The sequence below is a fragment of the Staphylococcus sp. HMSC063A07 genome, from assembly GCF_001836955.1.
GTDB classification, from domain to species: Bacteria; Bacillota; Bacilli; order Staphylococcales; family Staphylococcaceae; genus Staphylococcus; species Staphylococcus lugdunensis.
In genome coordinates this window covers 1-25266 of sequence record NZ_KV830920.1, presented here as the reverse complement: position 1 = coordinate 25266, position 25266 = coordinate 1, and the positions used below count along the sequence as shown (strand labels likewise).

The window sequence follows — 25266 nt, the reverse complement described above, 5'->3', positions numbered from 1 at the left end:
AGGAATCGCAATGAGTATAATTTTATTTTTAATGATCTTTATTGCGTTGACATATATCGTGAGTCGTTACTTATATTTAGTAGCTCTAATTGTTCCATCTAAGATAGATATACTATTCAATCCTATTGAAAAGGTAATTTATCGACTAATCAATACTAAATTAGAGCATATGTCAGGCAAAACATATTTAAAACACTTTTTTTGGTTCAACGGAATAACAGGGATAGTGGCATTGATATTATTATTGACGCAACAATGGCTTTGGATAAACCCGAATCACAATTTAAACCAATCCATATCTTTGGCCTTTAATACAATGGCTTCATTTATAACGAATACGAATTTACAACATTATTCAGGAGAAACGGGACTAAGTTATTTAACGCAAATGACGGTCATAACATTTTTAATGTTCACATCAGCTGCTTCTGGCTATGCCGTATGTATTGCAATGTTGAGAAGATTGACAGGTATGACAGATGTCATTGGCAATTTTTATCAAGACATCATACGTTTTATTGTGCGTGTTCTAATACCGTTCTCATTTATTATCAGCTTATTTTTAATCAGTCAAGGGACACCTCAAACATTTAAAGGAAACCTTGTCATAGAAACTTTGTCAGGCGTTAAACAAACGATTGCTTATGGTCCAATCGCATCAATGGAAGCAATTAAACATCTTGGTACAAACGGTGGCGGATTTTTAGGCGCAAATGCCTCGACGCCATTTGAGAATCCTAACTACTGGACTAATTTTGTTGAAGCTTTAAGTATGATGCTTATACCAGGGGCTTTAGTATTCTTATATGGCAGAATGTTAAAAAATAAAAAGCAAGTACATCCTCATGCTGTAATGATTTTTGTTGCGATGTTTGTTCTATTTATCGCATGTTTAGTGATGTGTCTACACTTTGAATTCTCAGGGAACCCCGTCTTACAGCATTTAGGAATTACTGGTGGCAATATGGAAGGTAAAGAAACACGATTTGGTGTAGGTCTTTCAGCGCTATTTACAACGATTACGACGGCTTTTACAACGGGCAGTGTAAACAACATGCATGATAGCTTAACACCTTTAGGCGGTCTTGTCCCATTATTATTAATGATGTTGAATGCGGTCTTTGGTGGCGAAGGTGTGGGACTTATGAATATGTTGATTTATGTCATGCTCACAGTATTTATGTGTAGTTTAATGATTGGAAAGACACCAAGCTATTTAGGTATGAAGATAGAAGGAAAAGAGATGAAGCTTATTGCGCTTTCATTTTTAATACATCCATTGCTTATTTTATTTTTCTCTGCATTGGCATTTATAGTACCGGGTGCAACAGATGCCATCACCAATCCACAGTTCCATGGTGTATCACAAGTGCTGTATGAATTTTCATCTTCATCTGCTAACAACGGTTCAGGATTTGAGGGATTGAAGGATAATACAACGTTTTGGAATATTTCAACAGGCATTGTCATGTTGTTAGCACGGTATATTCCAATTATTTTACAGTTAAGCATTGTATCAAGTTTAGTAAATAAAAAAACATATCAAAATCTAACAGAAGATGTACCAATCAATAATTTATTTTTCAGTAGTGTATTAATCATCTTTATTATTTTACTTAGTGGTTTAACGTTCTTACCAGATTTAATGCTTGGACCAATAGGAGAGCACTTATTGCTACATTCTTAATAGGAGGAAGGTCTAAAATGATTGAAACTAAAAAAATATTTGAATCCAGTTTGGTCAAACAGGCTTTAAAAGAAAGCATTATTAAATTAAACCCAGTATGCATGGTTAAAAATCCTATTATGTTTGTGGTAGAAGTAGGGATGATGCTCTCTTTAATTTTAACAATGGCACCAAATTTATTTAGTTATGAAAATGTATCACGAACGTATTTATTTAGTATTTTCTTTATATTATTATTAACGTTAATTTTCGCAAATTTTTCAGAGGCTTTAGCAGAAGGACGTGGTAAAGTACAGGCAAAAGCATTGCGCCAAACACAAACTGAAATGACTGCAAGACGTATTAAGTCTGACGGTAGTTATGAAATCATTGATGCTAGCCAATTGAAAAAAGGAGATATTGTACGTGTAGAAACGGGCGAGCAAATTCCGAATGACGGTCAAGTTATTAATGGATTAGCTACCGTAGATGAATCTGCAATTACAGGTGAGTCTGCACCAGTTATTAAAGAAAGTGGAGGAGACTTCAATAATGTTATTGGAGGTACTTCTGTAGCTTCCGACTGGTTGGAGGTTGAAATCACATCAAATCCAGGTCAATCATTTTTAGATAAAATGATTTATTTGGTTGAAAATGCGACAAGAAAGAAAACACCTAACGAAATCGCATTATTTACATTATTGATGACCTTAACAATTGTTTTTTTAGCTGTCATTTTAACAATGTATCCTTTAGCGACATTTTTACATTTCAATTTATCTATTGCAATGCTGATTGCTTTAACTGTTTGTCTGATTCCAACAACGATTGGTGGCTTATTATCTGCCATTGGAATCGCGGGTATGGATCGCGTTACGCAATTTAATATTTTAGCTAAAAGTGGACGTTCAGTAGAAACATGTGGGGATGTTAATGTTTTGATATTAGACAAAACTGGGACAATTACTTATGGGAATCGTATGGCTAGCGAATTTATTCCGGTGGCATCGACGCAGTTTGAAAGATTGGTGAAAGCTTCATACGAATGTTCTGTCGAAGATGATACACCAGAAGGTAGCAGTATTGTAAAGTTAGCACGTCAGCAACACATTGATTTACCAACAGACAGAGGAGAATATTTCCCATTTACTGCTGAAACACGCATGAGTGGTGTGAAATTTTCTAATCGTGAAGTCTATAAAGGTGCACCTAATAGCATGATTAAACGTGTTAAAGAAGCAGGTGGCCATATTCCTGATGATTTAGACACGTATGTAAATGAAGTGTCTAAAAAAGGTGGCACACCATTAGTTGTCATTGAAAATAACGTCATATTAGGTGTTATTTATTTAAAAGATGTTATTAAAGAAGGGTTAGTGGCACGTTTTCAAGAATTGCGTGCGATGGGCATCGAAACGGTGATGTGTACAGGAGACAATCAACTTACTGCTGCAACCATTGCGAAAGAAGCGGGTGTAGATCGCTTTGTTGCCGAGTGTAAACCTGAAGATAAAATTAATGTTATTAAAGAAGAACAAGCAAAAGGTCATATCGTCGCGATGACAGGTGATGGTACAAATGATGCACCTGCTTTAGCTGTAGCTAATGTGGGGCTAGCGATGAATTCAGGTACGATGAGTGCGAAAGAAGCTGCCAATTTGATTGATCTAGATTCAAATCCAACTAAATTAATGGAAGTTGTATTGATAGGCAGACAATTACTCATGACGCGAGGTGCTTTAACAACGTTCAGTATTGCGAATGATGTGGCTAAATATTTTGCCATTTTACCTGCAATGTTTATGTCTGCTATGCCTGCAATGAATCATTTGAATATGATGCATTTACATTCACCAGAATCAGCCGTACTTTCAGCTTTAATATTTAATGCCTTGATTATTGTGTTGCTTATTCCAATTGCAATGAAAGGCGTGAAATTTAAAGGTGTTTCAACTCAAATGATATTAATAAAGAATATATTGATTTATGGAATAGGTGGCATGATTGTACCATTTATTGGTATTAAGCTGATTGATTTAATCATTCAATTTATTGTTTGAAGGAGAATATAATAAAATGATACAAGCGATAAGAAAAAGTACTAGGCTCGTCATTGTCATGTTGATATTATGTGGACTGTTATTTCCGTTGACTGTAACAGCTGTTGGACAGATTATATTTCCACATCAAGCAAATGGAAGTTTAATCACGAAAAATGGTAAAGTTGTCGGTTCTGAATTGATTGGTCAACAATGGGAGAGTCGGAAATACTTTCATGGTCGTATAAGTGCTGTGAATTATAATATGAATAATCAAGAAGTAAATAGCAATGGTGGGCCTGCCTCAGGAGGATCGAATTTCGGCAATAGTAATCCTAAATTGAAGCAACGTGTGAAAGAGATGATTCAACAAGAGGGTAAAGCACGTTCTGTCGATGCTGTCACAGCTTCTGCTTCAGGATTGGATCCGGATATTACCGTTAAGAATGCTGAACAACAGGCCCAAAGAATAGCAAAAGCGCGTGATATTGATGTGTCTAAAGTCAATCATGTGATTGTAGAAAATAAAAAATCTTTGCCTATGGCTGATGATTATGTCAATGTTTTAAAGATGAATATTGCTTTAGATAAACTGAAATAACTCGTGAAAGTATATTAATATTTAGCTTACGTCAAGGTGAACGGACGTTAACATCATGTTGTGATATCGTTTATAACTAAAAAAATGTAGGAAAAACAGCAGGTTGAAGCTGCCATTTTCCTACATTTTATTATGCCTATTTATAATTAAACTTTATAGCCTAAACAGTGATGAATGTAATGCACTTATTATATTTCAAGGCGCAGCATGTATATTGGAAGAGGTATGAATAATATAATAAAAACTAAAAATTTCTAACTGCGCAATTCCTTATACATTTTGCGGTGGTATCTTTCAGTGCTTTATTTATTGATGTTTCTTTTTCGGTCGTATTAAGAACATTATACCACCTAAAATAGCAACTAATGATGCCCATAATGTTGCATGATTTGTTGTTTGGCCGGTAGCTGGTAATGTATGTTGTGCTACTGGTGACGGATGTGCTGCTGTTTTATGCATATGTGATATCTGTGATTGCACTGTATGATTGTTCTGTGCATGTGATAAAGGTTTGGTTACATCCTGTTGTTGTGTGTGGTGACTTCGTTGATTGTTGTGTTGCACTTGATTGTGTACTGAATGTTTAGCAACATTTAGCGTGCTTATTTGTGTTTTAGTGCTTACATTTTGATGTGATGTATTACTGTGTGTATGATTGTGCGCTGCTGTTTGTTGGACTACAGTTTGTTTAGTATGACCAGTGTTTGAAGCTACACTCACAGTTGGTTTATTCATTTGTTTATGGTTTGCCGGTGCGTGTGTTGTTGTAACTACAGATTTGGTTACTTTTTTGTGGTCTGTTGTAGTGTCAGCTGGTTTTACGATTGGTTTATCTGCTTTCTTGTTATTAGAAGTTGCTGTATCTGCTTGGTTTATGTCAGGTTTAGCTTCTTTTTTATTATTTGGTGTTGTTGGTGTTTCCGCGTCTGCTTTTTTAGAAATCGCATTATTTTTAATGCGTACATGATATTGACCAGAATAGCCTATTGTTGGGAAATCTACTTTAACAATCGAATTATAAATCTCTTTACCTTCTACATATGGGAAGAGTACAGTACGTTTATCATTGACCGTATCTTTATCAATGGTCATCACACGTTGCCCTTCGACTTGGAAATCTTTCCAAATTGAATCTATTGTTGTTGTTAATTTAATGTACTTTTTACCGTCTACTTCTACAAGTTCAAATGGTTTTTCAACAAAGCCATCCATCGTTGAAAGGTCGTCATCATCACTTTGTAATACTGAAATGTCCAGCGATTTGCTGTTCGTTATTTGAACTTTTTTAACGGGTGCGTGTTCGAATTCCACTTTAGCAGAGGCAACTTCTTGGTCTAAATCTTTCTTTAGTTGCTCTAATTTTTGACTGTATTGTGCTCTTAATTTTTCTGGTAGTTGATCTTTAACACGGTTGAGTTCGTAAATTTTACGTTCTAAAGTTTTAGCTTTGTTGTAATCTGCTAATAGTGCTTCTGTTTCGAAATCTTCACGTGTTTTGAATTTACTTTCATCATTATAGATTGGTTGTTCAAAAACCATTTTCGTATAGTCATAGTTTGTTTCAGGATCATTATAAATTTGTGTAGATGATTTTATAACGAGTTCTTTTGTGCCATTGGATACATCGAAGCGAATATACGCATCGTCTGTTTCTGGGTTATAAGTAACGAGTTCAATAGGCAGCTTTTTATTATTTTCATAAACTTCAAATTTTTTCCAAGTTGAAGCGGTTTTTAATCCTAATTCTACAGTTGTTTTATTTTTATCTTTGTTGAAATAAACATTGGCTGGAGAAATTGTACTTGCATAATGATAGAACTGAAGGTCACCGTCTTTGTTTTTCATTTCGAATGATACAGGTCGACTGTTTGAAGTATCATGTGGCTTGTTTGTATATGTCTTATCTTTAACAGCATCTTTAATAGATTGATCTACAGCCTGTTTAGCTGGATTTGACACTGCAGTAGAAGACTTAGGATTAACAGCGTTTGTAGTTAATGCTGTTGACGCAGGTGCAGCTTTAGGTTGTGTCGTATTAGAGACGTTAGTTGTAGGTGTAACCGTTTGTTTATCGTTTGCTTGAGCACGCGACTTATCATTCGTTGTAGTTGTAGCTACTGTCTTGTCAGTGTGATCAGCGTTAGGCTGCTCATTCGTTTCCACTGTCGGCGCAACTGGCTTGCTTTGTGCAGGTGTATTATTTTCTGATGCAACAGCTGAATGAGCTGGTTCTACTGCGTTCTCTGCAGCTTGTGCCTGATGTTCGGCATTTAAAAATAAGCATGTGCCTAATGTAATTGAAGCCGCACCTATTGAGAATTTACGTATTGAAAAATGCTGATTTGGTCTTGCATTGTTATTTTCGTGGTTGTTTTTCATGGTTTTAACAACTCCCAATTTATTTTTCTCAATTGATAATCATTATCAGTTGAGTTAAAATGATTATACATAATTTTTATGTAATTGGGTAGTATTTTTTAAATAGAATTTAAGTTAAAATAATTTTTGTAAAAATTTAGAATATAATATTCTGCAGTACAAGTGCTTAATACGGAATGAAGTTGTAATTGTCTAAGAAAGATATGGTTAATTGATAATCGTTATCAATTATAGTACACTTATACTTCGTACCATATATCATTGTAAGAAGATATTTTATGATTGTTTTACATTAAAGGAGTGTGACAAATGAAGAGACAGACATTAGATGTTAAAGAGTTAATACATATTGGGATATTTACAGCTATTTATTTCATGGTCATTGCGATACCAGGTATATTGGGTATCATTCCTATTTTTATGTTATTGTTACCTGCCATGATTGGCTTTTTAGGTGCAATACCAATTATGTTGTTAATTGCTAAAACACAAAAATTTGGAGCGCTAACTATTTTATGTCTTATTATTAATATTTTATTAATTATTGGCGGGCATCCTTGGATTGCACTAATCTACAGTATTCCAGTGACGGTTATTGCAGATTATATTATGGCGAGTGGTCATTATCAGAATACGAAATTAAATGCCCTAGGTTATATTATTTTTTCAATGTGGTCCATCGGTAATTTATTACCGTTTTACTTTATGAGACAAACATTTTTAGCACATTTAGCTGAACGACATGGCAGTCATTATGAACAAACTGTAGCAATGTTATTTTCATATCAAATGATTCCAGTTTTAATTATTTTAACAATTATTGGTGCATGGCTAGGTTACATTATTGCTACAACAGTCTTACGTAAACATTTTAAACGTGCAGGTATGATTTAAAATGTTAGGTTATATAAGTAACAAGCCGCGTATATTTAATTTCGATCCTCGTGTCAAAATAACGTTGATGTTGTTAATTTCATTTGTAGCAATGACTGGAAATAGTTTAGGGTTACATAAATATCCTAGACTATTTTTAATGTTAATACCGGTGTGTTTGCTAATTGGTGTAGGTTATTATTATAAAGGACTTATATTGGGCATTATGATTGGGATGAGTTGGTATATAGAAGCATTTATGTCTATTCGAACACAGTTGTTATTATTTATTGTTGTCATCATTATTACGAAATTTGCCTCGGCGCTAGCTATGGGTTATTTTATTGTTCAAACAACTCAAGTTGAAACGCTGATTCAAGGCTTAGAGCGATTGAAAGTTTCGCGAAAAGTAACACTGCCTTTAGCAGTTATGTTTCGTTTTATTCCAACTATTAAAGAAGAATCAAGTGCGATCAAAGATGCGATGACCATGCGTCAAATTGATGTTAAATCGGCAGGGAAACATCCGATAAAATATATAGAGTATCGTTATGTCCCATTGATTAATAGTGTGTTAAAAATTGGAAATGAATTAACCATGTCAGCAATCACTCGAGGACTTAATTTAACGAATGCCCGCACGTCTATACATCATATACAAATGACACTGTTAGATTGGATGATGCTGTTGGGTACATTGAGTTTAGTTATTCTTTATTATGTAATGTGAGGTGAAGGACCATGATTGAATTGAAACATGTGTCATTTTCATATGAAAACGGAACGCCATCATTAAAGGATATTGATTTACTCATTTCATCTGGAGAGGTCATTTGTTTTACTGGTGCATCAGGTTGTGGGAAGACAACCTTACTAAGATTATTTAATGGCTTGATTCCATACTTTTTTAATGGCAAGTTAACAGGGGAAATCATTATAAATGGAACGTCAACGCAAACACAGTCGATCTATGATTTATCAAAACAAACTGGTTCGGTATTTCAAAATCCTCGTGCACAGTTTTTTTGTCTGAATAGTACGAGTGAGATGGCATTTGAAGCAGAAAATTATGGCTATCATCCACAGTATATTACAGAGCAAATTCGTAAAGGAACCACAGATTTAAACTTAAGCCATTTGTTAGATAGAGATATTTTTAAATTATCGGGTGGTGAAAAGCAACTGTTGGCTTGTGCCACAATTGAAGTTTGTCAACATGACATCATTATATTAGATGAGCCATCTTCCAATTTAGATCATGAGACAATCAAAAAGTTAAAGCAATTAATCCTTCGATGGAAACAAGCTGGGAAGACAGTGATTATTGCAGAACATCGCTTATATTATCTATATGATATTGTGGATCGCTTAGTCGTCATGGAACAAGGTGCGGTGGCACATAGTTACACATCAGCTGAGCTGAAGCAGTTAACTCAAACACAATTAGCAGGCTTAGGGTTACGCGCAACTCGACTAGATTTATTACCCGGGAAATCACATCAGCGACATATTGATAGCGAGAACAGATTGCAATTGAATGAATTTAATTTTAAATATAAGAAACAGGATAAGACAACATTACAGTTAGGCGACTTATCATTAGCACGTGGGTCAGTCACGGCTATAGTGGGGCATAATGGTGCTGGTAAATCAACCTTTGCACGTTGTTTATGCGGTTTAGAACGACATTTTAAAGGTACAGTTGTAGAAGCGCAGTTAACATTAAAGCGCAAAGCACGTCTGAAAAATGTCTTTATGGTGTTTCAAGATGTACACCGTCAGTTATTTGCTGAAGATTTAGAAGAAGAATTGCGCTTAAGTGACGAGACGTTGACTGCAGAAGAAATCCAGCATAATTTGGAGATATTTAATATTGCTCATCAATCAGATACACATCCGTTAGCATTATCTGGTGGGCAACAGCAGCGTCTAGCTGTGGCTAGTGCAGTCGTATCTAATAGAAAAATATTAATCTTTGATGAACCTTCAAGTGGGTTAGATGGGGCTAACATGAGACAGATGGCAGCGTTATTAAACAGATTAGCTGATAAGGGATACACGATCGTATTAATCACGCATGATTATGAATTACTGATGGCTTGTACGGATGAAGTCATCGAAATTGAACATGGACAACTAGTGGCTCAATTTGTTTTGAATCCTGAAAATGAAATGCGGCTTGCGCCACTATTTATAAATTAAATAAATATTAAATAAGACGAAATCTCAGTTTTCTGTTGAGATTTCGTCTTTGTCTATCACGTTCATTTAATTATTTGGGCGATATTAACGTTGTTCTTTACGTTTTCTACCAAATAGTAAGATAGAACCACCTAGGGCTAATAAGCTACCAAAAATTGATGCTGAAGTTGTCGCATTTTCTTGTCCAGTGTTTGGCAATGAATGCATATGACTTTGTTGAGCTGGTTGTGGTTTTGTCATGGCAACGTGTTGTTTATCTTCATGTTTGTTTTGAGATAAATGTACATGTTGTTGTGTTGTTGGTTGTGCCATTGTAGCTTGTGCCTTAACTTCATCCTTAGCTGGTTTATAAGTGCTTGCTACAACTGGTGTATGATGTTGTGTTGCTGTTGCATCATGATTGACTGTAGTAGATACGTGACTCGTTTTAATTGTCTTGTGTGTAGCAGCTGCTTTAGAATGTTGATTTACTGTTGTTGCAGGTTGAACTACTTTTGGTGCATTATTTTTAGCTTTATCAACTTTTTTAGTTTTATTAGCTTTATTTTCTTTATTTGCTTTTGTTGGCTTTGTAGTTGATGTTTTAGCTTTATTTGTCTTATTTGCTGGTTTGGTTTTTGGTGTTTCTGGTTTGGCTGTAGTTAATTCAGGTACAGGTGTTTCAAATAATAGTGTCGTTTGGTACTTGTTGTCGTAGTTAATGGCTGGGACAACGATATGCACTCTAGAAATTAACTGTTTCATGCCTGGTTTTACTTCGACACGAATAGTTTTAGTATCTGCTTTTTTATCGTGTTTGACAACGGTTGTTGTTAATTCTTTATTTTGTGGTGTAAAGAATTGGAATGATTTCCACCAGTCAGCATTTTTCAATGTAACTTCAAAGTAAGTTTTACCATTTTCTTTAATGAATTTACCAGGGTGTTCCATGTAGCCATCCATAACAGATGTTTCTGTTGATTTATCTTTTTGTACTTTATATTTCGCAGTTTGTGTTACTGCTGCTGATTTTGCTTGTTGTGAAGCAGGTTTTTTAGCACTTAAAGTCATAACAGATGGACGAGCTACATTTTTAGCTTGTGCCAATGTTTCTGGTTTAACAGCATTTTTTTGAGTTGATTGTACATCAAGCGCTTGTGCTTTGCTTGCTTGTGCTTTGGCAGGCTGTGGAACAGGTTTAGCAAATGCGATTTGAGTTGTATATTCATGATCATAATTAATCACTGGGACAATAATATGTACTTTCGAAATCAGTTGTTGTGTACCTGATGCCACTTCGACACGGATTGTCTTGATATTTTTACTTGTATCATCTTTAGTTACTACGGTATTAAGCTTGTTATTATTTTCATCATAAAATTCAAATGATTTCCACCATTTGGCATGGTTTAATTCAGCTTCAAAGTAGTATTTATTATTCGCATGAACGAGTTTGCCTGGATGGTTCATATATTGATTCATTGTAGATTTTTGTTTTGTTTTATCTTTGTTCACTTGAAACTCGAAGTCTTCAGTTGTTTCTGAAGTAGCGCTTTTAACAGAACGTACGACTGGTTGAGCTTCTCTTGTTTGTTGTGTCGCAGGTTGAGCAGGTGCTTTAGTATTTGCTTGAGTTGCTTGTTGCTTGACTGCGTCTTGTTTCGATGTGCTTGATTGTTGAGGTGATGCTTGTGCGTCATTTTGTGACTTGCTGTCTGATGTTACTGCTGCAGCTTGATTACTTTTAGCCTGCTGTTTATTTGCTTGTGTATGATTTTGCTCTGTTTTTGGCGTTTGGTTAGTTGTGGCAGCTTGATTTTGAGGTTGATCGATAATAATTGGATCAATGTTTGTTTCTACTTTGTTCTCTTGATGCGTAGCAGGTTCATTTTGCGTGGTATTAGCTTCAGCAGCATGTGCAGGATTACCTAAAAATAGTAGTGAACCAACGATAATTGAAGCCGTACCTACTGAGAATTTACGAATGGAATAGTGGTTAGCGATAAAGCCAAATTTATTAGTTTGTATACGTTGATGTTTTTTCATGTGTTTGTCTCCTTGTATCAATATAATTTAAATTTTAAAAGATGATTATCAGAACTAGAGAGTAGTGTGTAAGTCATGTGGTATGAATAATGTAATGTGTCACTTATTGAAAATGATTATCATTATTGATTATATCAGTTCCATGTCATTTTACAACAAGGTATAAATATTTTAATATTGCTTTTTTAATAATTGTTTTGATAATAAAATTAAATAACATTGATTAAATTATATGCTATTACAATGAAGGAAATGGACACTAAATGAAAATACAACTAAATCCTTATGGAAGATACTTTCATTATAGGTTAGCAATGATATAACTGTTTAAGCACGCTTCAATCTCTTATGTCACGACTACCATAACTTTGTTAATACAATCTAGATAAAGACATTAATATATAAGGAATTGCGATAAAACGTTCTATGTATGGGGTATGAGCTAAGCGTTGTCATTTTAATTGCTAATGTGGTGCGATCAGTTTTTTATTTTCTTAAATGCCTTAAAAAATTAAGAAAAAATTTAAAAAATAAATTGACATTGATAATCATTTTCAATTAATCTAATAAGTAGAACTAGAGTGAGCAAAATGATTATATTTTTATCGTGAAAAGGAGGCAAAATAAGCGTGAAAACAGTATTTAAAATAGTTAGTTTTATATTCTTATGTATTTTCTCATTTGGGATATTGTCATCAAGCAGCGCGTTCGCAGAGGGTCAGTCACTTAATTATGAGGTATTAAAATATAATACCAATGATACTTCGATTGCGAATGACTATTTTAATAAACCAGCAACCGTAGTTGAAAGAAATGGTAAGAAATATGTTCAAATAACAGTTAATCATAGTCACTGGATTACCGGAATGAGTATTGAAGGTAAAAATGAAAAAATCATCAATACCAATAAAGCAAAAGATGAACGTACGTCAGAATTTGAAGTAAGTAAAACATCAGGTAAAGTAGACGGTAAAATTTCAGTTTATATAAATGAAAAAGTAAATGGTAAACCTTTTAAATATGACCACCACTATAACATTACATATAAATTTAACGGCAAAGATAGTGGTAGTTCTAGTGCAGCAACACCGGGAATAAATAAATCGGAAAATGGCGGTACAGGCTCAGCAGCAAGTGATGCAGGAAATGGTACAAGCTCAGATAGTAACAGCGCATCTACTGATGGATCTTCAGTTGAAAATCCTCAAACGAGTGCTGGTACACCGGCATATGTTTATTTAATACCAGTTGTAGCCGTGGTATTCTTAATGCTATCTGTTGCAATTTTAAAACGTAACAGAAAAGGTAACCACTAATAATGTCTAAGCGTTTGAAATTATTATTGGCTACGTCATTAATTTTTTCATGGTCTGTTGTTACTGGCTCATATAGTAATGCGGCAATGCTTAATGTTAGAGCTGATGATTCGAGTTATTCATCAGCTCCTTCTCATATAGACACAAACCAATGGACTCATTCAAGCAACGCTCAATTAAGTATTTATTATGCAGATAGCAAGACACTTGCGCAATCATACAATAAGATGGTTGATCCAAGTGTTCAAATCATTAAAGATCATGGGCGACTTGTAGCAAAAATTAACATTGCTAAACATGGATTGTGGAAGCAACTTCAAGTTGAAGATCAAGGGCAAATGAGATTACTTAACATACATACCACACCATCACAGCCAACTAAAGATTATGTATTGTTACCTTTAAATAAGCAACAAACGCATTATAAAGTTAACGTTACAACTATAGAGAATGGGCAAGAAAAACAGCAACAACTGCTATTCAATATTACACCATCAACAGCGCAAGAAGACGGTCATCAGGTTAATAAGCGAGCAGTTAATTTTTATGTACGTAAAAAAGAAGAAAATAAGCTGTCACATATGGATGATTATGTGAAACACCCAGGACATTACGTCACGATTCAAGGGAAACGTTATTTTGAAATGACGTTAACGCATATAGACTGGTGGCAAAGTTATCAATTTTATCATCAAAATACGAAATTACAACATGAGGTCATCTATGAAAATAGTGATACTCAAGAAGCCACTGTGCGCATACCTGTAGAAGAAGATACTAAAGAGATAGAAGCACGCATCCACATTGTCATTCCAGAATTAAACTATGATCATCACTACACAACGTATATTGTGCTAGGTGTAAAACATCCAAATGAAACAGACGATAGTCAATCAGATACATCAGCGGAAAAACGTAACAAAGATAAACATCAGCAAGACCCCGGAGATAAGTCAGTACCTCCAGCTTCAGAAAAACAACAAGCGCATGTTAAGCAGCAACAACAAACACAGCAAAATAATGATACACATGCATCCAACAATGAAGATACTTCAAGTAGAACAACAACGCCGTCTAATAATAGTGAAACGACAACGCAATCATCAAGTTCAACACCAACACCATCTTCACATGAATCGTCAGCACAACAAGGTGAAAAGAAACAAGTAACAACAGCTGCATCAAAAAATAAAGCGCACGCCGCGCAGCAGCACAAAGATAAAAATAAACGAACACCAGCATTTGATAGAAATGCTGATAAATCTTATCACACAGATGGCAATAAACAACCTAACGTTAATTTGCCAAAACATACGAAAGACTATATTATATTCGGAATTTTAATTTTTATTTCAGTAGCAGGTTTAATTGCTACATATTTCATTAATAGAAAGCGGTGAGTAACAAAATGAACATCAGCAAAATAATGTCATCATTAGCTATATTGCTTATGTTGCTTACTGGATGTAGTCAAAGTAGTAAACATACAAAAGGTGATAATGTAGATCAACAAGGTAACGCATATCGCATTGTACCAACCACGGTGGCTTTAACGATGACACTAGATAAACTGGACATTCCTATTGTCGGAAAGCCAACGACATATAAAACATTGCCTAAGCGTTATAAAGACGTGCCAGAAGTTGGGCAACCGATGCAACCAAGTGTGGAAGCAGTGAAACAAGTCAATCCAACGCATGTATTAAGTGTAAGTACGATTAAAGATGAAATGAAGCCGTTTTATAAACAATTGAATATGAAGGGATATTATTACGATTACGATAGTTTAGATGGCATGGAAAAATCCATCACACAATTGGGACATCAATTTAATCGTGAAAGTAAGGCAAAAGCATTAAATCAACACATCAATTCAGTCAAAAAGGATATTCAAGACAAAGCTGCTAAACAAAAGAAACATCCTAAAGTGCTTATTTTAATGGGGGTTCCTGGAAGTTATTTAGTAGCTACAGATAAATCATATATTGGGGATTTAGTGAAAATTGCAGGTGGAGAAAATGTGATTAAAGATACATCAAAACAATATATATCTTCTAATACTGAAAATCTAGTGAATGTCGATCCAGACATTATTTTACGCTTGCCTCATGGTATGCCAGATGAAGTGAAAAAGATGTTCCAAAAAGAATTTAAGCAAAATGACATTTGGAAACATTTTAAAGCAGTTAAAGAAGACCGTGTGTATGATTTAGAAGAGATACCTTTTGGCATTACTGCAAATGTTGATGCTGATGATGCCATGAAGCAATTATATGACGTTTTTTATAATCAACATTAAGTTTTAAAAGAGGAAGAGGATATGAAAAAACATCCAGCATTTTTAATGGTTATCATGTTAGCATTGCTCATTGTGACAACATATGTTGCTGTGGTTGTTGGTAAAATACCAATTAGTTTTGATCAAGTAATGACTAAAGTAACTACTGGTAGCGAACAGCATGTTGATGCGGTTATCGATTTAAGGTTTCCAAGGATATTTATTGCATTATTTGTGGGGGCTATATTAGCAGTATCAGGCGCTTTATTACAGGCTGTTCTGCAAAATCCACTCGCAGAAGCAAATATTTTGGGTGTTTCATCAGGTGCGTTAGTGGTTCGCAGTCTTGTGCTTTTACTATTTCCAGGGTTATATTTTTACGCGCCATTTCTAAGTTTTATTGGTGGCGTTATACCATTTATGGTGTTGTTTGTGCTTATTGCGAAATATAAATTAGCGCCAGTGAGAATGATTCTTGTAGGTGTGGCATTATATGCAATGTTAAATGGCATACTAGAACTGTTAGCTCAAGATCCGTTTATGAAGATTCCACAAGGTCTTACTATGAAAACTTGGAATGATGTATACATTGTTGCAATTACTGCAATTATCGGTATTACTTTAGCTTTGATTTTGGCACAAAAAACAAACTTATTGGCTTTTGATGAGAAGCAGGCAAATAATATCGGTTTTAATATTACGAAGTATCGATTAATGATTGGATTAGTCGCTGTCTTTTTAGCAAGTGGTGCAACAGCAATAGTAGGACAAATGGCATTTGTAGGTTTGATTGTGCCACATATTGTACGTAGATGTATTGGCAGTAATTATAAAAAAGTATTGCCATACTCAGCTATGATGGGTGCGTGGTTGGTGTTGTTAGCTGATATCATTGGCCGTACTATTCATCCACCACTTGAAATACCAGCGAATGTGCTAACCATGATGCTAGGTGGTCCAATATTAATTTATATGATTTGTAAAGGAGCGGTAAGTCATGCGCATAGAACATCTTAACTTTTATTACGACTTACAGCGACCAATCTTTGAAGATATTTCACTCGAATTTAAGTCGAATGCGATAACTACCATTATTGGGCCAAATGGATCAGGAAAATCTACTTTGTTGCAACTTTTATCTCATAATCTCAAGCCAAAAAGTGGTCAGATTTTTCTTCAAGACAAATTATTAAATCAATATAGCCAGAAAGCGTTAGCTCAGCGATTAGCGACGGTACATCAAAAAAGTAAGGTACCTGAAGATTTTACTGTTAGACAAGTGATTGAAACAGGCCGTTATAGTTATCAACGTCTGTTTAAGAAAGATTTACGCAAAGATAGTGTCGTGAATACGGTGATTCAACAATTAGATTTGACACAATTTGAACATCAATCAGTGATGAACCTATCTGGTGGTGAATTACAGCGTGTATTTATTGGCATGGCTTTAGCACAAGAACCTCAATACTTATTGTTAGATGAGCCAACAACCTTTTTAGATATTCATTATCAGTATCAAGTTTTAGATATCATTAAATGGCTGCATGAGGAATATCAAATGACGATTATTATGGTGCTACATGATATTAATCAAGCGATTGAATATAGTGACGAACTGATTTGTCTAGGCAATAAAGGATTACTTGCGCAAGGGCGACCTAAAGATATTATTGACCACACATTAATTCAAGACATGTACCACATTGATGCAAAGATACTTCAAGATCCTGATTGCGGCACGGTCATTGTCAAAAAACGAGGCGGACACAACAAATGAAATTAGTGCTTCGATTATGTCAAATCATCCTAATAGCAGTTATCGTCATTTCAGTCTATCAAATTTATCATTTACATTTAGCAGATAAACAAGCTGAAGAAAGATATAAGAACTTACAACAAAACTATACTACGCAATCAGCAAATAATGAGGTCAGACCACAGTTTACACAATTAGAACAAGTGAACAAGGATATTGTTGGCTGGATTCACCTTAGTGATTCAACTTTAAATTATCCGGTATTGCAGGCTAAAGATAATAAGACTTATTTACAGCATGATTTTGAGCATGAAGCAAGTCGCAAAGGTAGTATTTTTATGGATTATCGTAATGCGATAGCACAGCCTGATTTAAACACTGTCATTTATGGACATCATGTTGGTGATAACACCATGTTTGATGTATTAGAAAAATATTTAAAACAATCATTTTATGATAAGCATAAAAGCATTCAATTCGATACAAAATATCATAAATATCGCTTAGAAGTTTTAAGTGCTTATCAAACAACGACGAAAGATAATTATATTCAAACATATTTTAAAACGCAGCAAGCCTATGACAAATTTTTAAAAGAAACGATGCGCAAGTCGGTAATAAATACTACTACAGAAGTATCAGCTAAAGATAAGATTGTAACGTTATCGACATGTGAAGATGCGTATAGTCAAACATCTGGCCGTATTGTAGTGGTCACAAAATTAGTTGAATTAAAATAGAAAAGGAGCATGTAGCAATGAATTTTATGGCAGAAAACAAATTAAAGTTAGATAAAGGTACAGCAGAAGGGATTATCGATCGATTCTATACTAGACATGGGATAGAGACATTAGAAGGCTTTAAAGGCATGTTTGTTACGAAAACACATGAATTAGAAGATTATGATGAAGTGAAAATTTTAACATTATGGGACACTGAAGAAGATTTTAAAGATTGGTTACAATCAGATGTTTTTCGCAAAGCACACCAACATGTACGTCATCAATCACAAGATAGTTCAAGTCCAATCTTAGAAAATACTGTAATAAAATATGACATTGGTTATCAATATTTAAAGTAAAGTGAATCAGATTGCTTTGAAATTTATTCATGCAATCAGCACTGGGGAATAGAGAATTGATGGAGGTAAATAAGTGAGCAGAAATAAATTAATATTTTGTGTAATTACCGTCACTGCATTGTCACAATTGATAAGTACGCCACTAAGTTCCTATGCGATGGATACGCAAGTGCATCAACATAAAAATAAAAAGGTACATAAGCAAGATGAGGATGCGTATCTTAGCCCAAAAGACAAGCACATTGAATCAACGGAAGTACCAATCAATGATATTGAAGAAGAAGTACCATTGCCTAAAGTGGTTGCCTCGCATCAACGCGTCAATCAGCATAAGCCACCTAAAGTAACTTTATTACCACCTAATGAGACGTCAACAGTTGCATCTCAGCATGATGATGAAACATTGATTCAACGTATGCAACATGATGAAGAATCGAACGATGTACAATCTAAGCAGTTAACGACGTCTAAGGCACAACATCAGCAAGTTAACAATCCTCAGACGAGTGAAAATGAGTCATCTCAAAGGAGAGCAGCGCAAGTTGTGACGAAGCAGGGAGATTCATCTACAAATGGTTATCGCGATACAGCGATATTGCAGCAAGCGCCAGATACTGATGATGATAAAGTTGAAACACAGTATGAAGTTGCTCAGAGTAGTGACACGCGTGAATTTATACAAAACATTGCTGAAGATGCACATCATGTTGCACAAAAGGAACATTTGTATGCTTCTGTAATGATTGCACAAGCCATATTAGAATCTGATTCTGGTAATAGTGCGCTTGCAAGTGCGCCACATAACAATTTATTTGGCGTGAAAGGTGCTTATCAAGGAGAAACTACAAACTTCAATACATTAGAAGCAGATTCTGAAGGTAAAATGTATCAAACAACTGCAGCATTTCGCAATTATCCTGATACTAAAGCAGCATTAGAAGACTATGCTAAGTTAATTCGTTATGGTATCGACGGGAATAACAATATTTATCAAGGTAGTTGGAAGACACCTGGCATGACATATGAAGATGCTACAAAAAGTTTAGTAGGTACGTATTCAACGGATCCTGATTACGATAAAAAGTTAAATAGTATTATTAAACAATATCGTCTAACGGAACTGGATGGAGAAGAAATGCCTATTTTAGATGAAGCATTTTTCAATAAGTCTTACGATGATAATCAAGGTGACTATAAGCCGTTTAAAGAAATGGACAGTCAGTCTAAAAACTTTTACCCACAAGGGCAGTGTACCTGGTATGTCTATAATCGTTTGCAACAATTTAATCTTTATGTAGATGGATCAATGGGTAATGGCGGAGACTGGGCTGTGCGTGCTCGTGATAAAGGCTATCAAGTGTCAAATCATCCATCAGAACATACAGCGGTATCGTTTAAACCAGGGCAGCTTAATGCGGATCGCTATTATGGACATGTTGCGTTTGTCGAAAAAGTAAACAGCGATGGTTCAATTATTATCTCAGAAAGCAATGTCAAAGGCTTAGGTGTGATTTCATATCGTAAAATCAATGCTAATCAAGCTGAGACATTACAATATATTCAACCTTAAGAAGCATTGTGAATGCAAGTGTTGTGCTATAAAGTATCATCTTGGGACACGAGTCATTGAAAAAGAACAGGCTCTGGGACATACATCTCAGAAAAATAACACTCAGATGAATTAAATTCAACTCATCTGAGTGCTTCTTTTTTATTCAATGTGATGTGCACCCCAAAAGTTGTACTTTGGTTTAGTACAATGCTTCGTATTGTTGGTTTTCTTAGAGGACAGTTTCAGCCTGTCTTGTTTCTTCATAAGTCTTGCCAAAATACTTTGCAGTTATAGCTAAGTTACACACCTATGCATGGCGATGCATTTAGTTATAATTTAGCGTGCGGTATGTCTGAAGGTTGACTACTTTTTTATAATTTTTTAACAGTTAGTAATAAATATATAAAGAATGGCGCACCAAAAGCGGCTATAAATATACCAGCAGGAACTTCTTTTGGAAGAAATAAGGTACGTCCAATTAAATCGGCAATGACTATTGAGATGGCACCTAACATTCCTGACATCAACAATTTGCTAGCGTAACTGCCTTTAACGATTGTCTTAGCAATGTGTGTGGCAATTAATCCAACGAAGCTAATATTTCCCACTAGACTAATGGCTATGGATACTAATATCGTAGCTATTAGTATTTGCATTAGTTTCATGCGCTGTACATGTAAACCTAAACCAATAGCTAAAGGGTCAGTTAATGCGGATATTTTCATTTTAGGAATGATTACCAGAAGCAGTGGAACAATCGCAATAAGGACACTACCTAGAACAATACTATCTTTAAATGTTGCGCCATAGAGACTTCCCACTAACCATGTGTAAGCTTTAGCAGCTGATAGTTGCTTGGTCGTTATAAGCAAGCCTTGTACTAATGCTATGCAGAGCGTTTGCATAGAAATGCCAATAATAATTAATGTTGTTGGCTTAATTTGGCCGTGCTTTTGAAAGATGAGTAGAACCAGCATTGCAATCATCCCTCCAGTCACTGCGAATAGTGGGAGCACCTGTATACTTATTTGATTAAAAAAGTTAATAAATATGACTGCTCCTAAGCTCGCACCTCCTGTAATGCCGATAATATCGGGTGAGGCAATAGGATTCTTTAGCACATTTTGCAGTATTAAACCACTTATACCGAGAGCCATACCAGCTAAAATGGCTAATATGATTCGCGGCAAGCGCAATACCTCTATCGTAAACTGATCAATACTATCAGCTGGATTGAAAAAATACATGACAATGCGTTGCAAAGAAATATAACTGGAACCAGCCATCATGCTAATAACTGAAATTACTATTAAGAAAATAAGCGCAATGATAAGGTAATAAAAGTCTTTCTTTTTAATCCTTTCTGTCATAAGCGATGTGGTCCTTTCTGCATAAGATAAATTAATACACTTGCACCCATTATAGCGGTTACAACACCGATGGGTAGTTCAAGCGGTTGGATAATTACTCGTGCAATCATATCCGATAAGAGCATTAAATTCGCGCCAGCAAGTGCATTAAATGGTATGAGGTATTTATAATTTGGTGGCAATAGTCTTTTACTTATGTTGGGGACGATTAAGCCAATAAATGCAATTGAACCAGCCACAGCAACGGAAATACTTGCTAACATACTAATCAGTAGTATAATGAGCCATTTTACTACTCTAATATTTTGTCCTAAACCAGTAGCGATATCGTCACTTGTCATCAAGATATTAATATGCGCACCCATACTGAATGCGATAAGTATAAGTATTAAAATGAGTGGAATAATCCATGTCATATCCCAAATATTACGTAATGATACAGAACCACTTAACCAAAATAATAGGCCTTGTAAATCTGTTTCATTCATGATTAAAATGCCTTGTGTGAACGCTGTAAATAACATAGATATTGCAGCACCGGCTAGAATTACACGTTGTGGTGAGAATTGAGTCTGTCTAAACATTCCTAATGTGACAACTAATATGGTTACAATAATGGCACCTAGAAATGCAATAACGATAATTACTTTAAATGATTGAATCTGGAAAAAAGTAATGCTCAAGATAACAAAAAATACTGCACCCGCATTTACACCAAATAATCCTGGAGAGGCAATAGGGTTACGTGTGAGTGCTTGCATCAACAAACCTGCTATGGCTAGTGCAGCACCAGTAAGCAATGCAATGATTGTTCTAGAGGTTCGTGTTCCAGTAACAATGTGGTGTAGCTCATTCGCGCTATCAAAGTTGAATAACGCTTGTATCAACGTCATAGGTGATACAAGCGTGTTTCCAATCATCAAACTAGAGATAGCTACAATAACAAGGCAGAAACCAGCAAGTGCGATTTGATATTTTGGTTTAAGTAGCATTGAATAACTCCTTAGTTACTTTGATTGTTTATCAATATTGAGTTTGTCATATAAATCATCGATGAGTTTTAACGAAGATTGATAACCACCAGCTAAATTCCAAGTGATTTCGTCTAAGTCGGTTGATACTTGGTTATTTTTAACTGCAGTTAAATGTTTCCATTCTTTACTTGACGTCCATTCATCTTCTGTTTTCTTAACTAACCCTGCATCTTTTGCGGTAGGATCAGACTGAACCACAAAGATATGGTCCGCTTTCATTAATGGAATACTTTCTTTTGATGTTAGCTGAATAATGTCTTTTCCTTTATCTACTTCTTTTTGTAAAGCTTTATTTCGTTTAAATCCTAAATCACTTAATATTTCACCAGCGTAACCACCAGCATATATTCTAGTATGATCTGCACGGAAGTTGACTACTGAAGCAGACAATGGCCAAGCGTCTTTATATTTTGCCTCAGCATCCTTTTTAAATGCTGCGACTTTATCATCATATTTTTTAAGTAATTTATCTGCTTTACGTTCTTTTCCTAAAGCCTTACCCATTAACTTTGTAGTATCTTTAAACTTAAAGACATTATCAGTCGAAATGGTTGGCGCAATTTTAGATAATTGATCATAAACCTTTTCATTTCGAACTTTGGAAGCGACAATCAAATCTGGTTTTAGTTTAGAAATTTCTTCTAAATTAGGCGTAGGTTCTTGTCCAACAATCGTTGTGTCTTTTAACGCCTTTTTTAAATAATTGTATTTTGGTTTTTGTGTCCATGATTCAACAGCTCCTACAGGCTTAACACCTAAAGAGACAGCGACATCAGTGGCACCTTGATATAATGTAACCACACGTTTAGGTTGACCTTTAATTTCTGTGGTTCCCATCGCATGTTTAATTTTCATTGTGTCCTTGTCTGACTGATCTGATGTTGATTTATTAGAATTTCCACTACATCCTGCTAAAATGACAATACAAGCAAGTGCAGTAACTATAATGTTAACAACTTTATTCATTGACTAAATGAGCCTCCTTCATGATGTATGACAATGATAATCATTATCAAGATTAGTATCTATGATTAGGTTTTCTAAGTCAACAAAAATTTTATAATTTATATGTAATTTAAACTTAGTATATAGATATAAAAAAATATAAATGTTAAAGTTTTATGTAGTAAAAATTATTGTTGATTAATATTATAGTATACGGGGATTTTGGAGCAGTATTTATGATTGTCTAAAGTCAAATATGTCAAATAAGCAAATGCTTATGTGCTATTAGATATAAAATGTCCCCTTCAAAATGGAGCTATGAATGCTGATTTTGAAGGGGTAACGAATATATGTTAAATGTTTAAATTATTATAGAATGTCTTCTATTTATAGTTTTCAGTTTCATCGGCTAAGTTAATTTGTACATTGTCATTACTTTGCTTAAGTTTAGAAATAATATTTTCTTTTTCCTTTTCACTTCGAGTTTGGCTTAATTTATATGCTGCTTCCAATCGGTTTACTTTGATTTTAAATCCTATGACACCTTTAATTTGTTTTAAAGTTTGATTAGACAGTTTATCCCAAGTAGCACCATTTTCGCGATGCGCTTCATATTTATTAAGCATACTTTTTAATGCATATGTTAATTCAGCTTCGTTTAATAGCGCACCAGTGCCATAAGCATGCACACTTTGATAATCCCATGTTGGTACATCTTCTTCTTCGTACCAACTTGAAGAAATATAACTATGAGGACCTGAAAAGATCACTAGTATATTTGAATTATCTTGTATCGTCTTCCATTGCGGGTTGCCTTTTGCAAAATGTCCGGATAAATACATCGTGTCTTCGTTGTATTCAATCATTACGGGTACATGTGTAGCAATAGGAATATGATCATCAACGGTAACTATTGTGACAAAGTTATGTTCTTCCATAAATTTTTTAATATTGTTATCATTTTTCATTTGGTAGTGCTTTGGAATATACATGATACTCTCTCCTTTATATATGCATCATCATAATATAATCTGTTTGTTTTTCGTCTCCCATATAAAATATGTGGCTATCAATTACATGAAATCCCAAGCTTTTATAAAATATTATGGCGTTATCATTTTTTTCCCACACACCTAACCAAATAGAGTCACAAGAAAGTTGATTTGCTAATGTTAACGCTTGATTGAATAATGCTTTTCCTAGCCCTTTATGCTGAAAAGTGCTTAAGATATATATACGCTCAATCTCTAAATCGTTGTCATTGTACGTTTCAGTTTGGGCATCTTTGATATTTAATTTTAAATATCCTGCCAATTTATCTTCATCATAAATAAAGTAAAAAAAGGAATGGGGGTTATTTAATTCATCGATGACTTTATCATGAGTGAAATTTTCAGCTAGATATTGATTAATATTCTCTTCTTTATTTTGAAATCTAAACGTTTCATCAAATGTTTGATAAGCGATCTTTTGTAATTGAACTGCATCATCAATAGTACATGATCTGATCATTTTAATTACACCCTTAACTAATACTTTCTTTTGTAACCCTTTTTTACTTTGGACCAATCTTCAGATATGTTTTGTTTTACTCTTTTTAATGCCAGTGATAAATCAGTAATTTCTTTCTGGGAAAAACCTTGTAATGCAACGGCATTTGAATGATTGTTTTCTCTAATAATGAATGGATAAAGTGATTTACCCTTTTCGGTTGGGAATAGCAATTTGTTCTTTTTATTAGTAGCATCATTTTTCTTTACAATCATATGATTTTTTTCGAGATTTTTAATAGCTCTAGAAGCCGTAGTGCGATCAATTTTTAACATTTCAGCTAATTTTTCTTGGATAATTCCAGGATTTTCACATATTCTAGTCAAATAAATAAACTGCCCTTTAGTAAGATCAATTTCTTTAAATTCAATATTGCTAATAGAATCCAGTGCTCTGGCAATAACACCGATATCTCTTAAAATATCTTCCACATAACAACCTCCTAATAAAATTGTTGCATTTGCAAGTATATAACAACAATAATATAGCACAAAAAAATCGACAAAACCAGTTTCTTCTAACAAAAGAAGCTGGGGTGGGGCCCCCAACAGAGAGGGAGCGGGACAGTATTCATAATGAATTCGTAGTCCCGCCCCGG

Annotated in this window: 22 protein-coding genes; 14 read left to right on the top strand and 8 right to left on the bottom strand. The window is 34.6% G+C overall.

Annotation, left to right across the window (positions count from 1 at the left end; genetic code table 11):
- The first annotated feature begins 10 nt into the window (after positions 1 to 10).
- From kdpA to HMPREF2597_RS05915, 3 genes are read left to right on the top strand one after another with little or no spacing between them, the layout of a single operon-like run.
- Positions 11 to 1687 (top strand): potassium-transporting ATPase subunit KdpA, encoded by a 1677-nt coding sequence (gene kdpA / locus HMPREF2597_RS05925; RefSeq protein ID WP_002479144.1) that lies wholly within the window; start codon positions 11 to 13, stop codon positions 1685 to 1687.
- Between the two features lie 17 nt (positions 1688 to 1704).
- On the top strand, positions 1705 to 3726 hold the full coding sequence (locus HMPREF2597_RS05920; protein ID WP_070817235.1) for a K(+)-transporting ATPase subunit B: 2022 nt from the start codon (positions 1705 to 1707) through the stop codon (positions 3724 to 3726).
- Between the two features lie 19 nt (positions 3727 to 3745).
- Entirely contained in the window at positions 3746 to 4306 is a 561-nt protein-coding gene (locus HMPREF2597_RS05915; protein ID WP_225306489.1) for a K(+)-transporting ATPase subunit C, read from the top strand.
- A gap of 306 nt (positions 4307 to 4612) precedes the next feature.
- Here the strand turns inward: HMPREF2597_RS05915 and HMPREF2597_RS05910 are convergent, their stop codons facing one another.
- Complete coding sequence (locus HMPREF2597_RS05910; protein ID WP_070817234.1) at positions 4613 to 6685, bottom strand: NEAT domain-containing protein; 2073 nt, start codon at positions 6683 to 6685, stop codon at positions 4613 to 4615.
- A 309-nt stretch (positions 6686 to 6994) separates the two neighbouring features.
- Between HMPREF2597_RS05910 and HMPREF2597_RS05905 the strand changes: the two genes are divergently transcribed.
- The 3 genes from HMPREF2597_RS05905 to HMPREF2597_RS05895 are packed head-to-tail and all read left to right on the top strand — an operon-like array spanning position 6995 to position 9760.
- Entirely contained in the window at positions 6995 to 7579 is a 585-nt protein-coding gene (locus HMPREF2597_RS05905; protein ID WP_002479140.1) for an MptD family putative ECF transporter S component, read from the top strand.
- A gap of 1 nt (position 7580) precedes the next feature.
- Entirely contained in the window at positions 7581 to 8288 is a 708-nt protein-coding gene (locus HMPREF2597_RS05900; RefSeq protein ID WP_002479139.1) for an energy-coupling factor transporter transmembrane component T, read from the top strand.
- A gap of 11 nt (positions 8289 to 8299) precedes the next feature.
- A complete protein-coding gene (locus HMPREF2597_RS05895) occupies positions 8300 to 9760 on the top strand; it encodes an ABC transporter ATP-binding protein (RefSeq protein WP_002479138.1) in 1461 nt (486 codons plus the stop codon).
- A gap of 84 nt (positions 9761 to 9844) precedes the next feature.
- On the opposite strand, the gene HMPREF2597_RS05890 is transcribed toward HMPREF2597_RS05895, so the two are convergent.
- On the bottom strand, positions 9845 to 11785 hold the full coding sequence (locus HMPREF2597_RS05890) for an NEAT domain-containing protein (RefSeq protein ID WP_002479137.1): 1941 nt from the start codon (positions 11783 to 11785) through the stop codon (positions 9845 to 9847).
- Positions 11786 to 12414: 629 nt separating this feature from the next.
- Between HMPREF2597_RS05890 and isdC the strand changes: the two genes are divergently transcribed.
- The 8 genes from isdC (at position 12415) to HMPREF2597_RS05850 (ending at position 19786) form a co-directional block, all read left to right on the top strand.
- Positions 12415 to 13101, top strand: a complete 687-nt coding sequence (gene isdC, locus HMPREF2597_RS05885; protein ID WP_002460922.1) for a heme uptake protein IsdC — start codon at positions 12415 to 12417, stop codon at positions 13099 to 13101.
- A gap of 2 nt (positions 13102 to 13103) precedes the next feature.
- Entirely contained in the window at positions 13104 to 14501 is a 1398-nt protein-coding gene (locus tag HMPREF2597_RS05880) for an NEAT domain-containing protein (protein WP_002479136.1), read from the top strand.
- A gap of 8 nt (positions 14502 to 14509) precedes the next feature.
- A complete protein-coding gene (gene isdE, locus HMPREF2597_RS05875; protein WP_002479135.1) occupies positions 14510 to 15400 on the top strand; it encodes a heme ABC transporter substrate-binding protein IsdE in 891 nt (296 codons plus the stop codon).
- A 21-nt stretch (positions 15401 to 15421) separates the two neighbouring features.
- A complete protein-coding gene (locus tag HMPREF2597_RS05870; protein WP_002460918.1) occupies positions 15422 to 16396 on the top strand; it encodes a FecCD family ABC transporter permease in 975 nt (324 codons plus the stop codon).
- Entirely contained in the window at positions 16377 to 17156 is a 780-nt protein-coding gene (locus HMPREF2597_RS05865; RefSeq protein WP_002460916.1) for an ABC transporter ATP-binding protein, read from the top strand. Before HMPREF2597_RS05870 ends, HMPREF2597_RS05865 begins: the two co-directional genes overlap by 20 nt.
- Positions 17153 to 17875 (top strand): class B sortase, encoded by a 723-nt coding sequence (gene srtB, locus HMPREF2597_RS05860; RefSeq protein WP_002491976.1) that lies wholly within the window; start codon positions 17153 to 17155, stop codon positions 17873 to 17875. The genes HMPREF2597_RS05865 and srtB overlap by 4 nt, the downstream gene beginning before the upstream one ends.
- 17 nt (positions 17876 to 17892) lie before the next feature.
- Positions 17893 to 18216: a staphylobilin-forming heme oxygenase IsdG gene (gene isdG / locus HMPREF2597_RS05855; protein ID WP_002460913.1), complete on the top strand. Its 324-nt coding sequence runs from the start codon at positions 17893 to 17895 to the stop codon at positions 18214 to 18216.
- A 73-nt stretch (positions 18217 to 18289) separates the two neighbouring features.
- Entirely contained in the window at positions 18290 to 19786 is a 1497-nt protein-coding gene (locus tag HMPREF2597_RS05850; RefSeq protein WP_002479132.1) for a glucosaminidase domain-containing protein, read from the top strand.
- Positions 19787 to 20139: 353 nt separating this feature from the next.
- Here the strand turns inward: HMPREF2597_RS05850 and HMPREF2597_RS05845 are convergent, their stop codons facing one another.
- The 6 genes from HMPREF2597_RS05845 to HMPREF2597_RS05820 form a co-directional block, all read right to left on the bottom strand.
- Complete coding sequence (locus HMPREF2597_RS05845; RefSeq protein WP_070817233.1) at positions 20140 to 21138, bottom strand: FecCD family ABC transporter permease; 999 nt, start codon at positions 21136 to 21138, stop codon at positions 20140 to 20142.
- The gene (locus HMPREF2597_RS05840; RefSeq protein ID WP_002460907.1) at positions 21135 to 22130 is read right to left on the bottom strand and encodes a FecCD family ABC transporter permease; all 996 of its coding nucleotides are present in this window, start codon (positions 22128 to 22130) and stop codon (positions 21135 to 21137) included. The genes HMPREF2597_RS05845 and HMPREF2597_RS05840 overlap by 4 nt, the downstream gene beginning before the upstream one ends.
- Before the next feature lie 15 nt (positions 22131 to 22145).
- The gene (locus HMPREF2597_RS05835; RefSeq protein ID WP_002460906.1) at positions 22146 to 23138 is read right to left on the bottom strand and encodes an ABC transporter substrate-binding protein; all 993 of its coding nucleotides are present in this window, start codon (positions 23136 to 23138) and stop codon (positions 22146 to 22148) included.
- A gap of 362 nt (positions 23139 to 23500) precedes the next feature.
- Complete coding sequence (locus tag HMPREF2597_RS05830) at positions 23501 to 24109, bottom strand: FMN-binding negative transcriptional regulator (protein ID WP_002479130.1); 609 nt, start codon at positions 24107 to 24109, stop codon at positions 23501 to 23503.
- Between the two features lie 13 nt (positions 24110 to 24122).
- Positions 24123 to 24629 carry a GNAT family N-acetyltransferase gene (locus tag HMPREF2597_RS05825; protein ID WP_002479129.1) on the bottom strand — a complete coding sequence of 169 codons (507 nt, stop codon included), beginning with the start codon at positions 24627 to 24629 and terminating at the stop codon, positions 24123 to 24125.
- A gap of 17 nt (positions 24630 to 24646) precedes the next feature.
- The gene (locus HMPREF2597_RS05820) at positions 24647 to 25099 is read right to left on the bottom strand and encodes a MarR family winged helix-turn-helix transcriptional regulator (protein WP_002479128.1); all 453 of its coding nucleotides are present in this window, start codon (positions 25097 to 25099) and stop codon (positions 24647 to 24649) included.
- Positions 25100 to 25266 lie beyond the last annotated feature (167 nt).